The organism is Ferrimonas sp. SCSIO 43195, from assembly GCF_023716685.1.
Taxonomy (GTDB): domain Bacteria; phylum Pseudomonadota; class Gammaproteobacteria; order Enterobacterales; family Shewanellaceae; genus Ferrimonas; species Ferrimonas kyonanensis.
This window is the reverse complement of record NZ_CP072679.1, coordinates 4525716-4543993: the sequence shown is the minus strand read 5'-3', so window position 1 is coordinate 4543993 and position 18278 is coordinate 4525716. Positions and strand designations below refer to the sequence as shown.

Annotated in this window: 15 protein-coding genes; 9 read left to right on the top strand and 6 right to left on the bottom strand. The window is 60.2% G+C overall.

What is annotated here, in order from left to right; all coding sequences use genetic code 11:
- Nucleotides 1-36: 36 nt before the first annotated feature.
- Nucleotides 37-1281, bottom strand: a complete 1245-nt coding sequence (lysA, locus tag J8Z22_RS20995) for a diaminopimelate decarboxylase (protein ID WP_252008025.1) — start codon at nt 1279-1281, stop codon at nt 37-39.
- A 9-nt stretch (nt 1282-1290) separates the two neighbouring features.
- Nucleotides 1291-1449: a lipoprotein gene (locus J8Z22_RS20990; protein ID WP_252008015.1), complete on the bottom strand. Its 159-nt coding sequence runs from the start codon at nt 1447-1449 to the stop codon at nt 1291-1293.
- 78 nt (nt 1450-1527) lie between these two features.
- On the opposite strand from J8Z22_RS20990, the gene cyaY reads away from it, so the two are divergent.
- Complete coding sequence (cyaY, locus tag J8Z22_RS20985) at nt 1528-1845, top strand: iron donor protein CyaY (RefSeq protein WP_035414901.1); 318 nt, start codon at nt 1528-1530, stop codon at nt 1843-1845.
- 40 nt (nt 1846-1885) lie between these two features.
- On the opposite strand, the gene J8Z22_RS20980 is transcribed toward cyaY, so the two are convergent.
- Nucleotides 1886-4255 carry a class I adenylate cyclase gene (locus J8Z22_RS20980; protein WP_252008012.1) on the bottom strand — a complete coding sequence of 790 codons (2370 nt, stop codon included), beginning with the start codon at nt 4253-4255 and terminating at the stop codon, nt 1886-1888.
- A 222-nt stretch (nt 4256-4477) separates the two neighbouring features.
- Here J8Z22_RS20980 and hemC point away from each other — a divergent pair, with 222 nt between their 5' ends.
- From hemC to J8Z22_RS20960, 4 genes are read left to right on the top strand one after another with little or no spacing between them, the layout of a single operon-like run.
- Nucleotides 4478-5410: a hydroxymethylbilane synthase gene (hemC, locus tag J8Z22_RS20975; RefSeq protein ID WP_028111316.1), complete on the top strand. Its 933-nt coding sequence runs from the start codon at nt 4478-4480 to the stop codon at nt 5408-5410.
- Nucleotides 5410-6132 (top strand): uroporphyrinogen-III synthase, encoded by a 723-nt coding sequence (locus tag J8Z22_RS20970; RefSeq protein ID WP_252008010.1) that lies wholly within the window; start codon nt 5410-5412, stop codon nt 6130-6132. The genes hemC and J8Z22_RS20970 overlap by 1 nt, the downstream gene beginning before the upstream one ends.
- Before the next feature lie 2 nt (nt 6133-6134).
- On the top strand, nt 6135-7385 hold the full coding sequence (locus tag J8Z22_RS20965) for a uroporphyrinogen-III C-methyltransferase (protein ID WP_252008008.1): 1251 nt from the start codon (nt 6135-6137) through the stop codon (nt 7383-7385).
- Nucleotides 7385-8554, top strand: a complete 1170-nt coding sequence (locus tag J8Z22_RS20960) for a heme biosynthesis HemY N-terminal domain-containing protein (protein WP_252008006.1) — start codon at nt 7385-7387, stop codon at nt 8552-8554. Before J8Z22_RS20965 ends, J8Z22_RS20960 begins: the two co-directional genes overlap by 1 nt.
- Before the next feature lie 47 nt (nt 8555-8601).
- Here J8Z22_RS20960 and rarD read toward each other — a convergent pair whose 3' ends face one another.
- Entirely contained in the window at nt 8602-9492 is an 891-nt protein-coding gene (gene rarD / locus J8Z22_RS20955) for an EamA family transporter RarD (protein WP_028111320.1), read from the bottom strand.
- 85 nt (nt 9493-9577) lie between these two features.
- The gene (locus tag J8Z22_RS20950) at nt 9578-10042 is read right to left on the bottom strand and encodes a thioesterase family protein (protein ID WP_252008004.1); all 465 of its coding nucleotides are present in this window, start codon (nt 10040-10042) and stop codon (nt 9578-9580) included.
- 146 nt (nt 10043-10188) lie between these two features.
- Between J8Z22_RS20950 and recQ the strand changes: the two genes are divergently transcribed.
- The gene (gene recQ, locus J8Z22_RS20945) at nt 10189-12018 is read left to right on the top strand and encodes a DNA helicase RecQ (RefSeq protein ID WP_252008003.1); all 1830 of its coding nucleotides are present in this window, start codon (nt 10189-10191) and stop codon (nt 12016-12018) included.
- Here recQ and J8Z22_RS20940 read toward each other — a convergent pair.
- Nucleotides 11984-13744, bottom strand: coding sequence for a tetratricopeptide repeat protein (locus J8Z22_RS20940; protein WP_169629181.1), 1761 nt, complete (start codon nt 13742-13744; stop codon nt 11984-11986). The two genes, recQ and J8Z22_RS20940, sit on opposite strands and share 35 nt — an antisense overlap.
- A gap of 480 nt (nt 13745-14224) precedes the next feature.
- Here J8Z22_RS20940 and leuA point away from each other — a divergent pair, with 480 nt between their 5' ends.
- Genes leuA through leuC form a run of 3 tightly spaced genes read left to right on the top strand, consistent with a single transcriptional unit; the run spans nt 14225 to nt 18272 of the window.
- Nucleotides 14225-15775 carry a 2-isopropylmalate synthase gene (leuA, locus tag J8Z22_RS20935; protein WP_028111324.1) on the top strand — a complete coding sequence of 517 codons (1551 nt, stop codon included), beginning with the start codon at nt 14225-14227 and terminating at the stop codon, nt 15773-15775.
- Nucleotides 15772-16878, top strand: coding sequence for a 3-isopropylmalate dehydrogenase (gene leuB / locus J8Z22_RS20930; protein WP_252008001.1), 1107 nt, complete (start codon nt 15772-15774; stop codon nt 16876-16878). Before leuA ends, leuB begins: the two co-directional genes overlap by 4 nt.
- Nucleotides 16875-18272 (top strand): 3-isopropylmalate dehydratase large subunit, encoded by a 1398-nt coding sequence (gene leuC / locus J8Z22_RS20925; protein ID WP_028111326.1) that lies wholly within the window; start codon nt 16875-16877, stop codon nt 18270-18272. Before leuB ends, leuC begins: the two co-directional genes overlap by 4 nt.
- Nucleotides 18273-18278: the final 6 nt, after the last annotated feature.

The following is an 18278-nucleotide window of genomic DNA, read 5'->3' as shown; positions in this document are numbered from 1 at the left end:
CGCTGTCCTACTTTTGAATTTAAGTTTTTGATTAGTTTACGGCAGTAAGTGCTCACCTTGCCACAACTGATTGACGGTTTCTCGTTCCCGTATCAGCTGGGCCCGGTTGCCGTCGGCCATTATCTCGGCAATTCTGGGGCGGCTGTTGTAGTTGGAGGCCATGGCAAAGCCATAGGCACCGGCGCTGCGCACCGCCAGCAGATCGCCGGGCTCCAACACCAGGGGGCGATCTTTGCCAAGAAAATCACCGGTTTCACAGATGGGGCCCACGACATCGTAGCGGCGTGGGCTGCCCGAGCGGGGAGTGACCGGGATGATCGCCTGCCAGGCGCTGTAGAGACTGGGACGCAGCAGGTCATTCATGGCCGCATCCACCACCGCAAAGTCTCGATCGTCTCCCTGTTTGAGGTATTCGACCCGAGTCAGCAGCACGCCGGCATTGGCCATGATGGCCCGACCCGGCTCGAAGATCAGGGTCAGCGGTCTGCCCTTGAGCAGTTTCAGCAATTCGGCGGCATACTGATCCGGGTGGGGCGGATTTTCATCGCCATAGTTCACCCCTAAGCCGCCACCGACATCGAGGTGGTGAATTCGAATCCCGCGTTGTTCGAGCCGATCGATCAGCGCCAGCAGCCGTTCCAGCGCCGCCAGAAACGGTGGCAGGGTGGTCAGTTGCGAGCCGATGTGGCAATCCACCCCTTTAATGTCGATGTGAGGCAGTTGCCGGGCCAGCTCAAAGGCGGCTTCGGCCCGGGCCATGGGGATGCCGAACTTATTCTGCTTCAGGCCGGTGGAGATGTAGGGGTGAGTGCCGGCGTCCACATCTGGGTTGATGCGCAGCGACACCGGTGCCACCAGCCCGAGATCCTCGGCAACCTGGTTAAGGCGTTGCAGCTCTGGCTCGGACTCCACATTGAAACAGTGAATGCCCGCCGTCAGCGCCTGACGCATCTCTTCGGTGCGCTTGCCGACGCCGGAGAACACCACTTTTCCGGGATCCCCTCCCGCTTCCAGCACTCGCGCCAGCTCGCCGCCGGAGACGATGTCAAAGCCGCTGCCCAGGCGCGCCAGCAGGTTGAGAATCGCCAGGTTGCTGTTGGCTTTGACCGCGTAGCAGATGAGATGAGGGTGGGCGCCGACGGCAGCATCAAAGGCGTGCCAGTGGCGCTCAATGGTGGCCCGGGAGTAGACGTAGCAGGGCGTGCCATAGCGGTCAGCCAGTTCGGCCACGCTGACCTGTTCAGCCATCAGGCGTCCTTGGTGATAACTGAAATGGTCCATGGCGGTGTCCTATGGCTGAGGGTCGCGTTCCTGTTCAGATTCAGCGGCGACCGGGTGTTCCGAGGCAGGCGGATTGACGGCCTCCGGTTCGGGGAGCATCAGTGGTCCTTTCTGACCACAACCGGCCAGCAGCCAGCAGCAAAAAAATGCGGTAAACAGTCGTAACATGGGAAAAGCGATGACCTTGGGAATTTAGCCCTCTATAATCGCATTCCAACCGCCAATTGCAAACAAAGAGAATAGATCATGTCGATGGATACAAGCCGCTTTCACCAACTGGCCGATGACACGCTGGAAGGCATCGTTGATGCCATCGATGACAGTGAGTTGGAGCTGGATTATGAGCAGTCTGGCAACGTGCTGGATCTGGAGTGCATCGATGGCAGCCACATTGTGCTGAATAAGCAGGAAGCGATGTGTCAGCTGTGGTTGGCAACCAAGTTTGGTGGCTACCGCTTCAGTCAGGTCGAGGGACAATGGATTGAAGAGCGTGAAGGGGTGGAGTTGTTGAGTTTCTTAGCCGAGTCGGTGGCCAAACAGGGTGGAGAGCAGATTCAATTTTAATGCTTGCCGAGCGAATCCCTCCGTGGATTCGCTGGCGGAGCTACCCCAGCTGCAGCAGCTCCGATTCCGCCAGGGGCATCACCGTCAATTCGCCGTTGCAGCGCTTCAGTCGATAGAACTGCGGCAGATTAAAGCTGCCACCGCCAAACTTCCCTTCCTGCTTAAACACATAAAGATCACTGATGTTGTCGATCAGGGCGCTCAACTGGGTGACCGAATGGAAAAATCGTTGCATGACGTTGTTTTCATCCAGCAGATAGATGTCCAGCCCTTGCTGGCGCTCGCGCACGAAGTACTGTCGCATCCCCTTGCGGGCGTGCAGCCGCAGTATCGCCGGCGCGCTGGCATAGGGGTCATCGCCCAGGCGCGGCTGCGGCAGCGTCTGCAGGGTGCCTTCCTTGAGAGGCTCCGGCAGTGGCGGCAGTTCATCGGCGGGCCGCCAATGCATGCCCTGAGTGGAAAACAGCAGCCCATACTGATGCTCACCGATGGTCAAGGGCAGAACCTGCAGTTGCTCGGCCCGGCTTTGCTGGCGTAAGCGTCCACACTGCTCGATCAGAAATTGCAGCTTATCGGTGATCTGACGGTTGGCTCTGTGGCCGACCGACACCACCCGGACTTGGGGCAAGTGCTCATTGGTGATGCCGGACATCAGTTGCTCCAGCATTTTCAGTATGCCGTGCTCACCGTCGAAGCTGTGGTAGTGCAGCTCACCCCAACTGTTGCGACACAACAGCTCCAGCGACCCTATCAGCGGTCGCTTGGGGCGCCCGGTGGACAACACTTTATTGCCCCTCAGGTCCAGCATCGCTTCGGAGCCGTGCCAGTGACGGGAGGGATCCTGTTCCAGGTTGACCACCACCGTAATCTCGTCCAGATGCCAGGGTTGTTGCAGGGCCTCCAGATCGCTGGTTTCCGGTTGCGGCAGTTGCTGGCAGAACTGACGGGCCAAGCGGGTCAGTGAGCGACTGCTTCGGCCCTGGCCGGCATTGAAACAGTGTATCTGGGTATGAAAGTCCACCAAACCGTTGGCGGCGGCCCAGGCGATGCACGCCAGGCGGCTGCGGTGGTGGAACAAGGGGCTTTCACCAAACAGCAGCCGTTTGTCCGGTGGTTGCCGGTACAGGTACCAGTTGCCGCCGTGGCCGTCGCTGGCGTCCACCTGCAGCAGGGTCAGGTGTGGTTCCACCAGGCCGTGGCTCCATAACGGATTCAGCCTCACCAGCTTGTCCGGTTCCGACTCAAATTGGGTGTAGAGTTTGCGGGTCAGGATGCCCATGTCCTGAATCTGCAGTTGCCGGGGCAAGCGTTGGCCGCTGGCGAAGCTGGTGAGCCTCTGGTAGCTGGCCAGCATCAACTGTTGCAGTTGCTGATTGAACCAGCGCACCTGGCCGGCATGCCAGTGCTGGGCCTGGTCCAGCGACTCGATCAGCAGCGGTGTCCACTGCCATTGCTTCGCCAGCTTGGTCAGTTTGCGCCGCCGCCAGTCATCGTCATCCACCGGCGCGCTGTTGCTATGGCATTTCAGGTAGAAGCAGCGTTGCACCATCGATAGCCGGCTGGGTTCTTGCTGACGGGTCAGGTAGTGCTCCAGTCGCTGGTACAGCATCAGATAGTGATCGGTTTCCTGCACCGATTTGCCGGCCTTAAGCCCGTACCACAGCTGATCGCGCAGGATGCGCTGATCCGGGTAGTCGGCGACGTAGGCTTCCAGCAGCAGCACCTTGAGGGCGGATTTATGGGGACGGTCGATGCCCTTAAACAGCTGCCACAAGGCGGCACCAAAGAACTCACTGGCGGGCAGATGTTGGATCTGGCCGAGGGACAGCAGTGCCGGATGGTGAGTCGGTGCGCCGGGCCACCAGGCCAGGGCTTTGCCGGCCAGGCGGATCTGGGTGCGGTAGAACTCCTCCAGCAGCAGCCAGTGTTGGGCGCTGCCGCTGTGTTCCTTATCCAGACAGCGCTGGCAGGGCAGGCCGAACTGACAGGGATTGATCAGAAACAGGTGGGTTTCCAATCCCTGTTCGGTGGCCCAGCGGCTGAGCCATTGTGCCTTTTGCTGCAGGGCATCCAGGGTGTCACTGTCCAGGCCGTCTTCATGAACCAGCCACAGATCCACGTCGGAGCTGCGGGTCTGGCCGAGGGAGCCGCTGCTGCCCATGGCATAGAGTCCCAGCAGCGGCCCAGTGTGGCCCAGGTCCTCGTCGGAGGGACGGAACAGCGGTGGCGAGACGAAGCCGCTGACGGCGGTCGGGCAGCCGGGCAGCAAGCGTGACTTCGGGCAATGCAAGGCACCGATCACCGTCGACAGTACGGCAATCTGATGTGGGCTCAGAAGCTGCTGGAATTGCTTAAGCCGAACCTGATTTAGGGTGTTACTCAGGGCGATATCGGCCGAAACCTGATTCAATGTGGGCTCACAAAATAGGGGGGAACTGTGATCATGATAACATTATTCCGGGGTTGACGAGAAATCGTGAAAAGGATCAATTTTCCGAGATTTAGGGCGATAAAAGCGTAGCTAACCGCTGTGCCTGCTTTAATGCAATACGAAATGCTGGCAACATGAGCGCTAATTGTTGTTGGTAACGGCGCAAATCAGTGCCGATATTAGTTAAGGATACCGAGACTTATGGCGCGCAAAGAGATTCGAATCGCAACCCGCAAGAGCCCGCTGGCCATGTGGCAGGCGGAGTTTGTTAAGGCCGAGCTGGAAAAAGCGCACCCGGGCCTGGAGGTGATTCTGCTGCCGATGTCCACCAAGGGTGACATCATTCTCGATACGCCGCTGGCCAAAGTGGGCGGCAAAGGCTTGTTCGTTAAAGAGCTGGAAGTGGCCATGCTGGAAGGGCGAGCCGACATTGCGGTGCACTCCATGAAGGACGTGCCGGTCGATTTTCCCGAAGGGCTGGGTCTGACCACCATCTGTGAGCGTGAAGATCCTCGCGATGCCTTTGTGTCGAATAACTACCAGACCCTGGATGAGCTGCCGCAGGGGGCCATCGTCGGTACCTCCAGCCTGCGCCGCCAGTGTCAGCTGCGTGAACTGCGTCCGGATCTGAAGATTCGTGATCTGCGTGGTAACGTCAACACCCGTCTGCGTAAGCTGGACGAGGGTGAGTACGACGCCATTATCCTGGCGGCGGCAGGCCTGAAACGACTGGAGTTTGATCACCGCATCACCAGCTTTATCGAAAGCGAGCAGTCCTTGCCAGCCAACGGTCAGGGTGCGGTTGGCATCGAAGCCCGTCTGGATGACGCCGAACTGCTGGAGCTGTTGAGTGTGTTGGAGCACGAGGAAACCCGTGCTCGAGTGATTGCCGAGCGTGCCATGAACACCCACCTGGAAGGCGGCTGTCAGGTGCCAATCGGCGCTTACGCCGAACTGGAAGGTGACCAGCTGTGGCTGCGTGGTCTGGTGGGCAAGCCGGATGGCAGCGTTCTTCTGCGTAACGAAGTGCGAGGCAACAAGGCCGACGCCGAAAAACTGGGCATTGAACTGGCAGAGATGCTGCTCAGCGCCGGTGCCGGTGAGATTCTCAAAGAGGTGTACGGGGAGGCCTGATGCACATCTTGCTGACCCGCCCTGCGGGTCGCAATCGGTCTCTGGCCGCCCGGCTGGAGGCCATGGGGCAGCAGGTAAGTTGCTGCCCCATGATGGAGATCGTCGCCGAACCGGAGCCGTGTCCGTCCCCTCTGGCTGGGGTGGATGCGGCTTTTTTTGTGTCTGCCAACGCGGTCGACTACGCCGCCCGCCTGTTGCCGTCTTGGCCGCCGATTCGTTACCTCGCCGTCGGCGGTGCTACCGCTCGGGCGCTGCAGGCTCACGGGGTCTCCCCCCTGACCGCGCCGCCGGATAACGAAACCACCGAAGGGGTGTGGTCACTGCCGCAGATGGCGGATGTGGCCCAGCAGCGGTTTGTCATCGTTCGGGGCAATGGTGGTCGTGAGACCATGGCCGAGCGCCTGACGGCGGCGGGAGCATCGGTGCAGTATTGGTCGGTTTATCGTCGCCAGATACCCAAAATAAATGGGTCAGATCAAGTACAAAGCTGGCAACGGGACGGCGTTAACGCCATACTGGCTACCAGTGTCGAGATCCTGCACAACCTGTTTCAAGTGGTGCCCGAGCCTCAGCGACCCTGGCTGCAACGTCAATTGTTGTTGGTGCCGGTGGAGCGGGTGGCGGCGGCGGCCCGAAAACTGGGGTGCCAGCACATCTGTGTAACCCAAGGAGCAGGAGATGACGCTATCATTGAGTCGATAGCAAACTGGAAGAATCGTTAGTAATGGATAAGAAGCCGGAACATCCCAACTCTCCCAGCACCGATGAGTCGAAACTGGACTCGCCAGACACCGTTGATCACAACGCGACCCCTGCCCAGCCGCAGGACGATGCCCCTCAGCAGGCGCCGGAGCGCGACGCGGCGCCCGAGGCCGCCGAGCCGGCCTCTGAGCCTAGCTCCGAGACCGATTCCACCCCGGCCCCGAAGGCCGAACATCGCCCCTTGAGCCCCCCACAGCCACAACCGGCCAAGGCAGAAAGTAAAGGCGCCAGCATTGCCATTCTGGTGGCCATCGTCGCCTTGCTGTTGGCGGCAGCTTCCACCGCCTTCACGGTGTGGCAGTGGCAACAACGCCAGCAACAACAGCTGCAGTCCCAGGCCCTGACCGGTAAATTGGATGAGATGCGCACTCAGATGCTGTCTGAGCGCACCATGCTGGAACAGCGCATTGGCGAGCAGGCCCGTCAGCAACAGGGGATGATCAAGCAGGTGGCCGAGTTGCAGTCTGCCCTGACCAAGGCCCGCAACCTGCGGCCCCAAGACTGGCTACTGGCCGAAGCGGACTACCTGGTGCAGATGGCTGGCCGCAAACTGTGGTTGGAACAGGATGTGCAGACCGCCATCGCCTTGCTGCAGGACGCGGACCGGCGCCTGAACCTGGTGGACGACAATGCCCTGACGTCGATTCGTGGGGCGCTGAAAGACGACATCGCCACCCTTAAAGCGCTGCCCAGACAGGATCTGGCCGGGCTGGCCCTGTCCATTGAATCCTTGATTGCCAAGGTGGACCAGTGGCCGCTGAATCGGGTTGAGCTGCCTGAACTGGCGCAGGCCGAAACCAGCAATGCCCCCTCGGAGTCGGTGGATGACTGGCGGGCCAATCTGGCGAAAACCTGGAGCGCCCTGATGGACGACTTTATTACCGTCCGCCGTCGACAGGGGGAGCTGCAGCCGCTGTTGGCTCCGGAGCAAGAGTGGTACCTGCGAGAGCACCTCAAAGGTAAGATGATGCAGGCTCAGCTGGCCCTGTACCACGGCCATACACAGGCCTATCGCAAGGCCCTGGGGACCGCGTCGGAGTGGATCGATACCTATTTCAAACGGGATGCGGCCGAGATCGATGCCGCCCTGGCAACTCTGTCTGAGCTGCGGTCGGTGGAGCTGGCCAGTCGCCTGCCCACGGAGTTAAACAGTCAGCCGCTGTTGGAACGCATTGTGGCGGATCGCCTGGGTAGTGCCAGGGAGAATCGCTGATGATTAGGCTACTGATTTACACCCTGATTGTATTGGCCGGTGCCATTGTCGGCCCCAAGCTGGTGGAGAACAAAGGCTACCTGCTGCTGGCCGTCGGCGATTACACCATCGAAACCTCGGTAGTGGCGGCGGTGGTGATGCTGCTGGTGGGCTTTGCCCTGTTGCAGCTGTTGGAGTGGTTGCTGGTCAAGGGGATTCAGGGCATCGGCCTGACCTGGTCGTTGCCCAAGCGCTGGCGACAGCGCAGTTCACGCAAGTTTACTCTGCAAGGCGCACTGGCCCTGGCGGAGGAGAACTGGTCTCTGGCCCAGACGGCGATGTCGAAAGGGGCCGGTGCCGGTGAACTGCCATTGGTGAATTACCTGGCGGCCGCCCGCGCTGCCCATCACCAAGGGGATGCTGAGCAGACGGAGGCGTTCCTGAAACAGGCGGAAGCCCTGCCCGGCAGCGATGCGGCAGTCAACATTGCCCGCATTCGCTATCTGATTCAGGACGGCGAACTGGCGGCCGGCCGCCAGTGCCTGGAGGCCTTGCCGGCGTCACTGAGAGCCCGGCCGACGGTGTTGAAGCTGGCCCATGAATTGTACCAGCGCCAGCAGGATTGGGACGCCATCTCCCGCATTGCGCCAGCCCTGGTCAAGCACAAGGTGTTGCCTCAGGAGCAGTTGCAGGCGTTGCCAGTGGAGATTGAACGCGGTGCCTTGCAAGCGTGTCCGTCTCTGGAAGCGGTGCAGGAGCGATGGCAACAACTACCGCGACGCACCCGTAAGCTCGACTCCATTGCCCAGGCTTATATCGAGGCGTTGATCCGGTTTCAACAGCCGACGGAAGCCCGCAAGGTGCTGATGGCTCAGCTGTCGAAATCGGCGCCGCAGGCACTGTTGCTGGAGATGCTGCCGCTGTGCAGTGAGGATGCCGGTGAGTCACTGATTCATCAGCTGCAGCGACAGTATGCGGCTCCGGAGTCGCCGGCGTACTTTGATTGCCTGGCCAACCTCAGCCGGCAGATACGCCAGTACCGGGAGGCGAAGAAGTATCAGCGTCAGGCCATTGAGTTGGCGCCGACTCGCTATCGCTATTCCCAGCTGGCCGAGTTGCAGGAGCAACTGGGCGAGCATAACGGTGCCCTGGAAAGCTACCGTAAGTTGCTGGATCGGGAATTGGCGTAGTTGTCCGCCTGCTAAGACACGGCCCCGCTTGCGGGGCTGTGTGGGTTTCAGGGGTGGCGTTTTTTTCTCGACTGACGCCACATGTCAAAGGTGAACAGCAGCAGTGCGGCCCAGATGAAGCAGAAGGTCGTCAATTGGGCCGGGTCCAGCCGTTCATCGTAGAGGGTGATGGCCAGACCAAACATCAGGCTGGGGCCGATGTACTGGAACACCCCCAGCATGTAAAACGGAATTCGTACTGCGGCGGCAGCGAAGGACAGCAGCGGCAGGGTGGTGATGATCCCGGCGGCGATGATCAGCAGGTTAAGCTGCAGTGGATTGTTGCCTAAGTTGGAGGTCGGGGAGTCCAATTGGGCCCAGAACAGCAGCGCCACCGGTAGCATCATCGCAGTTTCCACGAACAGGCCGGTAATGGACTGTAACGCGACTTTCTTGCGCAGCAGGCCGTACAAGCCAAAGCTGCTGGCCAGGGCCAGGGAGATCCACGGCAGGGAACCGAAGTGCACCAGCTCTACCACCACGCCGGTGGTTGCCAGTCCCACCGCCATCAACTGCATTCTCGGCAGTCGCTCTCCCAGGAACAGCATTCCCAACGCTACATTGAACAGCGGGTTGATGAAGTAGCCGAGGCTGGCATCGAGCATGCGGCCGGAATTGACAGCCCAAATGAAAATCAGCCAGTTACCAGCGACCAGAGTGGCGGTGACGGTCAGGGTCAGTAACTGCCTGGGTTGGCGAAGCAATCGCCGGACTGCGCTGAACTGGCCGGTCACGGCCACCAGCAACAGCATCATCACGAACGACCAGATCACCCGGTGCATCAGAATTTCCGTTGCCGGTACTTCGGCTATGGATTTGAAGTACAGAGGGGCAAAGCCCCACATGCAGTAGGCCATGATGGCGTAGATCACGCCGTGGCGGAATTCCTGATTTTGCATGGGTCACACTGGTCGAAGTCGGGGGCAATTGCCGTAAAAGGAGCGACAGTATGCCCCTGCGGTGGCCATGGATGCAATGATGGTGTTACCCCACCAGGTAAGTCCCGGTACCAAAGGCGATGTGACTGCCCCGCTCGTTGTGCAGCTCCATGCGGGACACCGCCACTTTATTGCCGGCGCGGATCACCGTGCCGGTGGCCACAAACAGCGTTCCGCGGCCGGGGCGCAGGTAATCGACCCGCAAGTCGATGGTGCCCAGGGTCTTCAGGCGTCGGGCCAGTACCTCTTCGGGCCAGAGCTCCCGACTCTGGATCACGCCGGTAAAGGCGGTGATGCCGCCCACCACGTCCAGCAGGGTGGCGGTGACACCGCCATGCAGAATCTGCTGGGCGGGGTTGCCTACCAACTGCGGTCGCATCGGCAGCCGCAGTTGCAATTGGGTCAGGCTCAGCTGGGTGAATTCAATGCCAACCAGTTGATGAAATGGAATGCGGTCAACAAACAGGCGGCGAACGTACTCCAGCGCTTGAGGCTGGGTCAGGGCGGTCATTGGCGCTGCTCCTCGATGCGTATTGGCTGTTTTTCAATCATTTATCAGAACACCTGCGGGATTGGGACACAACCTTTTTGTGATGGCAGACAGGCGCGGCCAGTTGAATTACAATAACGGGCCTTTTGTGACCTGTATTGAGATTCATGGACTCCACTGCCGCCGCCACGCCCCTTTCCGATTGCCCCGATCCTGCGCTGGCCCTACTTCAGCAAGTGTTTGGGTACCGTCAGTTCCGTCCCGGGCAGCAACAGGTGGTGGCTTCGGCCTGTCAGGGGCAGGATGGGTTGGTGATCATGCCCACAGGCGGTGGCAAGAGCCTGTGTTACCAACTACCGGCGTTGCTGCTCGACGGCGTCACCGTGGTGGTGTCACCGTTGTTGTCGCTGATGAAAGATCAGGTCGACGCCGTTCGTCAGCTGGGGATCGGGGCGGTGGCGCTCAATTCCAGCTTGAGCCGTGAGGAGTGGCTGGCCAGCCTGGCCGCCATTCGGGATGGCCAGATCAAGCTGATCTATCTCTCACCCGAGCGGTTGCTGGCACCGGACATGATGGCGCGGCTGGCGGAATGGCCCTTATCGCTGATTGCCGTGGATGAGGCGCATTGCATCAGTCAGTGGGGCCATGATTTCCGCCCTCAATACGCCCGTCTCGGCGAGGTCAAACAGGCCTTTCCCCATATTCCGATGATGGCCCTGACCGCCACCGCCGATCAGGCCACCCGGGTCGACATCGTGCAGCGGTTAAGGCTGAACCAGCCCTACGAGCACCTGTCCAGTTTCGACCGGCCCAACATCCGCTACAGCGTGATGGACAAGCTCAGCCCCTTCACTCAGCTGAAGACCTTCCTGCAGCAGCAGAAAGGTAACGCCGGCATCATCTACTGTGGCAGCCGGCGGCGGGTCGAAGAGGTGGCCGAAAAGCTGCGCAAGGAGGGATTCGCTGCCGAAGCCTATCACGCCGGTCTGGAGTCGGATTTGCGTAATCAGGTGCAGGAGGCGTTTCTGCGTGAGCAGGTGGACATCGTCGTGGCCACGGTGGCCTTTGGCATGGGCATCAACAAGTCCAACGTCCGCTTTGTGGTGCACTGGGATCTGCCGAAATCCATTGAGAGTTACTATCAGGAGACTGGCCGTGCCGGTCGTGATGGTCTGGATGCCGAAGCCCTGATGCTGTTTGATCCTGGCGATATCGCCCGAGTCAGGCAGTTGCTGGAGAGCGGTGACCGTGAGCCCAACCCGGTGGACATTCACAAACTCAATGCCATGGCAGCCTTTGCCGAGGCCCAGACCTGTCGGCGACAGGTGCTGCTCAACTACTTTGATGAACCGGCCCACGAATCCTGTGGCAACTGCGACATCTGCCTGGATCCGCCGAAACGCTTTGACGCCACCGAGCAGGCCCGCAAGGCCCTCAGCTGCATCTACCGAGTGAAGCAGCGGTTTGGCATGGGCCACGTCATCGAGGTGCTGCGAGGCAGCAAGAACCACGCCGTGGTAGAGCGGGGCCATGACAAGCTGACCACCTGGGGCATTGGCAGCGAGCACTCCAGTGATCACTGGTTGTCGGTGTTGCGTCAGTTGGTCCACCATGGCTTGGTGAATCAGGACATTACCCGCTCCATGGCGCTGACGTTGAATCCAGCGGCCCGGGCAGTGTTGCAGGGGAGTCAAAAGCTGGAGCTGGCAGAGCCCCGCATCGTGCTGGCCAAACCCGGCAAGGGCCGCAGCCGACTGTTGCCGCAAAACTACGATCGACGCCTGTTTGCCCTGCTGAAGCAGTTACGCCGAACCCTGGCCGACGAGGCGGGGATTCCGCCCTATCAAGTGTTCTCCGATGCCAGCCTGGCGGAGATGGCCAGTGAGTTGCCGACCACAGAGTGGACGCTATTGCGGATCAACGGGGTGGGGGCCAAGAAACTGGAACGCTACGGTCAGCAGTTCATCGATGCCATTGCGGCTTATTTGGACGAATGATGTTTTCCGGCCGCATCAAGCTGTGCTGAATCTGATTGCACTCCAGCCGTGCCAACAGGGAGTCGCTGCGATCCAGAGGGTGAGAACGGGCCACGCCGGTGGTGATATTCAGGTAGCCGGCTTCCACCAGGCTGCGGCTGAGGCGATAGCGTAGCCGCTCGGCCTCGGCTTCACTGGCATCCACCAGCAGCATCAGCAACTGATGATCGCTGGGTTCCAGCATGATGTCATTGATGCGCAGATCCCGACTCAGAATCCGTTTCCGGTCCAATTCACTTAAGGGCGGGCCTTCCCAATTGAACTGCACCACCGGCAGGGTCCTGTCTGTGGTGGCCAGGGCATGCTCCAGCTGGCTGCGCCAGTCCTGATTCTGCAGCGGCCGGTTGCCGGCGCCGGCACCACTGTTGCTGGTGAGCTTAAACAGCAGCCAGATCAGCCATAACAACAGGCTCAGCGAGGCGATGACCTGCCAGATCATCAACTTGTTGTGTAGTTTAAAGTACTCTTCTGATTGGGCAGCCAGTCGCTCGCGACTGCGGTCGATGCGCTGATCAAGTTGGGCTTGCTGCTGCAGCAGTGCGTCTTTTCGCAGTTGCTCCTGCAGGCCGGCGTAGGCTTTCTGATACGACAACTGCAGCTGATACGCTTTCTGATAATGCCCCTGTAGGGCTTCGCCTTCCGATTCGATGCGATCCAGATCGGCCAGGACTCGAGTGTCGTTGTCCTGCCGGTAGCGTTCCCGGGCCAGGTTGAGGTGATAGCGGGCGTCTTCGAACCGCTTCAGATGAAAGGCCGATTCGGCCAGAAAGCCCCGGGCCCGGGCCTGGCGTTCATCCATGCCCAGCTCACCAAATTGACTGATGGCCAGCTCGGCGTAGTGGTAGCCGTTGGCGTAACGGTCCAGCTTCAGGCTCAGGTGGGCGTAGAGCAGATTGAAATGGGCCTGATCGGTCAGGTTCATGTTGGGTACCAGGGCGTCCAGGCTCTCCATCTGCTGGCTGGCTTCGATAAAGCGCTGCTGCTGCATCAGGGTGAAGGTCTGGTTCACGCGAATCACCCAGCTGAGCACCGAGTCCGAAGGTGCTTCCCGAATCGCCTGTTCAAACAGGGTGTCGCTGCGCAGGTAATCCCCCAGGTAGTAATAGGTTCGTGCCAGCGAGTAGGACAGCATGGCCGGGTGAGGCTGATACAGGGGGGGGTAATCGTGGGTACTTTCCAGCCAGGTCAGGGCCTGATACAGGTCATCCAGCGCCGATTCCAGGTTGCCTTGATCCGCGTAGATGTCGGCCCGTCGTAGCAGGCTGACGCCCAGTGCGCCGTAGGCATTGTCGTCATTGATGGCGCGATTGATGCTTTGCAGGGCCTGCTCATACTGCCCCTGGGTCATCAGTTTGCCGCTTTCACAGGCGTTCATGTAGGCGGACAGTTGCGGCTGCTGCAGCTTCTCGGCCAGTGCCAGGCCCTGGCGGACCACCTGTTGAACTTCGGACAGGGAGCGACTGCTGGCGGCAGATTCACAGCGCAACACATGCCAGCGCATCTGTTGCAGAGGGGTTGCCGACTGAATCTGCGGGCCCAGCTTATCCAGGTGGGCGTAGCTGTCGGGCGCACTCAACTGCACCTCGAGGGTCAAGGCGTCCAGGCGTTGGGTCAGGTCGTCTGCCAGAGCGCTCCAGGGGAGAAGCATCAGCAGCAGGATTCCAATCATCCTAATCGGAGACAGCATTATGGCCTGCATAAATAAAGGGTAGGCCTATAGGATAATGCTTCTGTTACACATTGGTAAAGAAGTGGATACCGACAGGGCGAGGTGGCTCTCAAAAGCGGCACCAGAACTGAGTCGGAGGCGAATCTGTAAGTGACAGTAATTGTTGCTTAAATGCCACGAGATGGTGTCGAAGTTTCGGCAGCGAAGGGGGAAAGTCGGTCCGAAAAAAGCGAAAATTTCCCTCGTCCCGAGGATTAGTGGTTGACAGGCTTTGCGAAATACCGCCATAGTTAGGTCACTTCGTAACCACGATAAACTGAATTTTTATGTACAACGTTTTTGGTTCCACCCTACTACTAAGCCTAACCCTAGCAGGACGCTGCGCGGGCCGGCCGGTCGTGGACTAAAAACAGTACCACTCGAGCATAGCCAACCCGCGCCTTAGAGCGCGGGTTTTTTTTTGCTTGCGCATGGGGACGGGTTGTCAGGGAGGCAGTAATGACAGATCAGGTAATCTTGTTTGATACCACATTGAGAGACGGAGAGCAGGCGCTGGCCGCCAGTTTGTCGGTCAACGAAAAGTTGCAGATTGCTCGGGCATTGGAGCGGATGGGCATCGACATCATCGAGGCCGGTTTCCCGGTGTCGTCGCCCGGGGATTTTGATTCGGTGCGTCAGATTGCCGCCACCATTAAGGACAGCCGCATCTGTGCCTTGTCCCGGGCGGTGCAGGCCGACATCGATGCCGCCGCCGAAGCCCTGAAAGTGGCGGATCAGTTTCGCATTCACACCTTCATCTCGACCTCGGATATTCATGTGCAAAGCAAGCTGAAGCGCAATTTCTCCCAGGTGGAAGAGATGGCCACCGACGCCATTCGCTATGCCCGTCGGTTTACCGATGACGTCGAGTTTTCCTGTGAAGATGCCGGGCGCACGCCCATCGACAACCTGTGCCGGATGGTGGAGTCGGCCATCAAAGCCGGCGCCCGCACCGTCAACATTCCTGACACCGTGGGTTACACCACCCCCACCGAGTTTGGCGGCATTGTCCGCACCCTGTTTGAGCGGGTACCTAACATCGACCAGGCGGTGATCTCGGTCCATTGTCATGACGATCTCGGCTTGTCGGTGGCCAACTCCATTGCGGCGGTGGAAGCCGGCGCCCGTCAGGTAGAAGGTACCATCAACGGCATCGGTGAACGTGCCGGTAACGCGGCGTTGGAGGAGGTGATCATGATCCTCAAGACCCGCATGGCCCGCTTTGGACTGGAAGTGGGGGCCAACCCGGCCGAGATCCACCGGGTCAGTCAGACCATCAGTCGTCTGTGCAACATGCCGATTCAGTCCAATAAGGCCATCGTCGGTGCCAACGCCTTTAGCCACAGCTCCGGAATCCATCAGGACGGGGTGCTCAAGTCTCAGAATACCTATGAAATCATGACCCCGGAGTCCATCGGTCTGGGGCGCAACAACCTTAACCTGACCTCCCGTTCCGGTCGTCACGTCATTAAACACCGCATGGCGGAGATGGGGTATGGCGACAGCGAGTTCGATCTCGAGACCCTGTATCAACGTTTCCTGACCCTGGCGGATAAGAAAGGCCAGGTGTTTGATTACGATCTGGAGGCATTGCTGTTCTTTGAGAATCAACGCGAAGAGGAAGCCCACTACCAGATTCGTCAGTTGAACGTGCAGGCGGGCAGCAGTCATTTTGCCACCGCATCGGTAGAGATGCAGGTGGGCGAAGAGGTGATGACCGAGGCGGCCACCGGCAACGGTCCGGTGGATTCCGCCTACAAGGCCATCGCCCGGGCCACCGGCCATCAATTGGCCATCAAAAGCTACCACATCGGCGCCGAAGGCGGCGGTCACGACGCCCTCGGTCGGGTGGACATCACCGCCGAGTTTGAGGGGCGCACCTTTCATGGCATGGGCCTGTCGACCGACATCATCGAGTCGTCCGCCATCGCCCTGGTTCGGGTCTATAACCTGATCCACAGGCAGCAACAGATTCAACAGAAAAAACAACGTATCTTGGAGGAAGCATGAGCAGGCAGCATCGCATCGCAGTACTGGCCGGGGACGGCATCGGCCCGGAGGTGATGGCGGAAGCCATCAAGGTGTTGCAGGCCGCGTCCGGCCAGTTTGGCTTTACCCTGGATTACCACCCTCACGACATTGGTGGCATTGCCATCGACCGCCATGGCCGGGCATTGCCAGAGGAAACCCTGCAGGGCTGTGAGCAGGCCGACGCCATCCTGTTCGGTTCCGTCGGCGGCCCCAAATGGGAAGGGATGCCAGCGGCGGAGCAGCCGGAGCGGGCGTCGCTGTTGCCGTTGCGGGGCCATTTCGGGTTGTTCTGTAATCTGCGTCCGGCGCAGATTCACCAGGGGCTGGAATCCTTGTCGCCCCTGCGGGCGGACATCAGTGGTCAGGGCATGGATCTGTTGGTGGTCAGGGAGTTGACCGGCGGCATCTATTTTGGTGAGCCCAAGGGGCGCCGGGGTGAGGGGGCGGAAGAAACCGCGTTTGACACTATGACCTACAGCCGCCATGAGATTCGTCGCATCACCCGGCTGGCGTTTGAAGCCGCCCGCAAACGCCGGGGCAAAGTGGCGTCGGTGGACAAGGCCAACGTGCTGGCCTGCTCGGTAATGTGGCGTGAAGAGGTCAACGCCATGGCCAAAGATTATCCCGATGTGGAGCTGGAGCACATCTACATCGATAACGCCGCCATGCAGTTGCTGCGCCGACCGTACGATTTCGATGTGATGCTGTGTTCGAACCTGTTTGGCGACATCATCTCCGACGAAGCGGCGATGATCACCGGCTCCATGGGGCTGTTGCCGTCTGCCAGCCTCAATGAAAGCGGTTTTGGCCTGTATGAACCGGCTGGGGGCAGTGCCCCCGACATCGCCGGTCGTGGCATTGCCAACCCGGTGGCGCAGATTCTGTCGGCCAGCCTGATGTTGCGCCACAGCCTGGGTGAGCAGGCGGCCGCCGATGCTATCGACCGGGCGGTTTCCGAGGCCCTCGCCGCCGGCCAGATGACTGCCGAACTGTTGCCGCCGGAACGCCGTCAACAGGCGTTAACGACCGCCCAGATGGGCGATGCCATCGCCGCCCGCATCGCCGGAGGAACCCCGCAATGAGCCAAACCCTGTATGAGAAAATCTGGCATAGCCACACCCTGAATGTCCCGCAGGGGCAGACACCGTTGCTGTACATCGACCGTCACCTGGTGCACGAGGTGACCTCCCCTCAGGCGTTCGATGGTCTGCGTCAGTCCGGTCGCTCGGTTCGGGCGGTCGGCAAAACCCTGGCGACCATGGATCACAATACCTCTACCCGGACCCGCTCCATTGAGGCGTTGCCGTCGCTGGCCCGGACTCAGGTGGAGACTCTGCAAGCTAACTGCCGTGAATTCGGCATCACCTTGTATGACATCCATCATCAGAATCAGGGAATTGTTCATGTAATGGGGCCGGAGCAGGGCTTTACCCTGCCGGGCACCACCATTGTCTGTGGCGATTCCCACACCGCCACTCACGGCGCCTTCGGGGCGCTGGCGTTTGGCATCGGCACCTCCGAAGTCGAGCATGTGCTGGCCACCCAGACCCTGCGCCAGCGCCGGGCCAAGACCATGAAAATTGAGGTGCGGGGCGCGGTGGCACCAGGCATTACCGCCAAGGACATCGTGTTGGCGATCATTGGCCGGGTCGGTCACGGTGGTGGTACCGGTTATGTGGTGGAGTTTTGTGGCGAAGCGATTCGCAACCTGTCCATGGAGGGGCGAATGACCGTGTGTAACATGGCCATCGAACTGGGTGCCAAGGCGGGACTGATTGCTCCGGATCAGACCACGTTTGATTACCTCGAGGGCCGCCCCATGGCGCCTCAAGGTGAAGCCTGGCAGAGTGCGGTGTCACACTGGCGCAGCCTGCACAGCGATGACGATGCCAGCTTCGATGCCGAGGTGGTGTTGGACGGGGCCGCCATCGCTCCCCAGGTGACCTGGGGCACCAACCCGGGTCAGGTGATCGCCATCGACCAGCCGGTGCCTGCCGCCGAGGCGTTTGAGGAGTTAGTGGCTCAGTCTGCCGCCATCAAGGCGCTGGCATACATGGACTTGGCGCCGGGAACGGCATTAACCGAGGTCAGCATCAACAAGGTGTTTATCGGTTCCTGCACCAACTCGCGCATTGAAGATCTGCGGGCGGCGGCGGCCATCGCCAAAGGCCACAAGGTCGCCCCCGGTGTCGATGCCATCGTGGTGCCTGGCTCCGGACTGGTGAAACAGCAAGCGGAGCAGGAGGGATTGGATGCGGTATTCATCGATGCCGGTTTTGAATGGCGCCTGCCCGGGTGCTCCATGTGCCTGGGGATGAACGACGATCGCCTCGAACCGGGCGATCGCTGTGCGTCCACGTCCAATCGTAACTTCGAAGGGCGACAGGGGCGGGGCAGTCGTACTCACCTGGTCAGCCCGGCCATGGCCGCCGCCGCGGCGTTGGCGGGCCGGTTCGTCGACATTCGTACTTTGTAGGAGCTC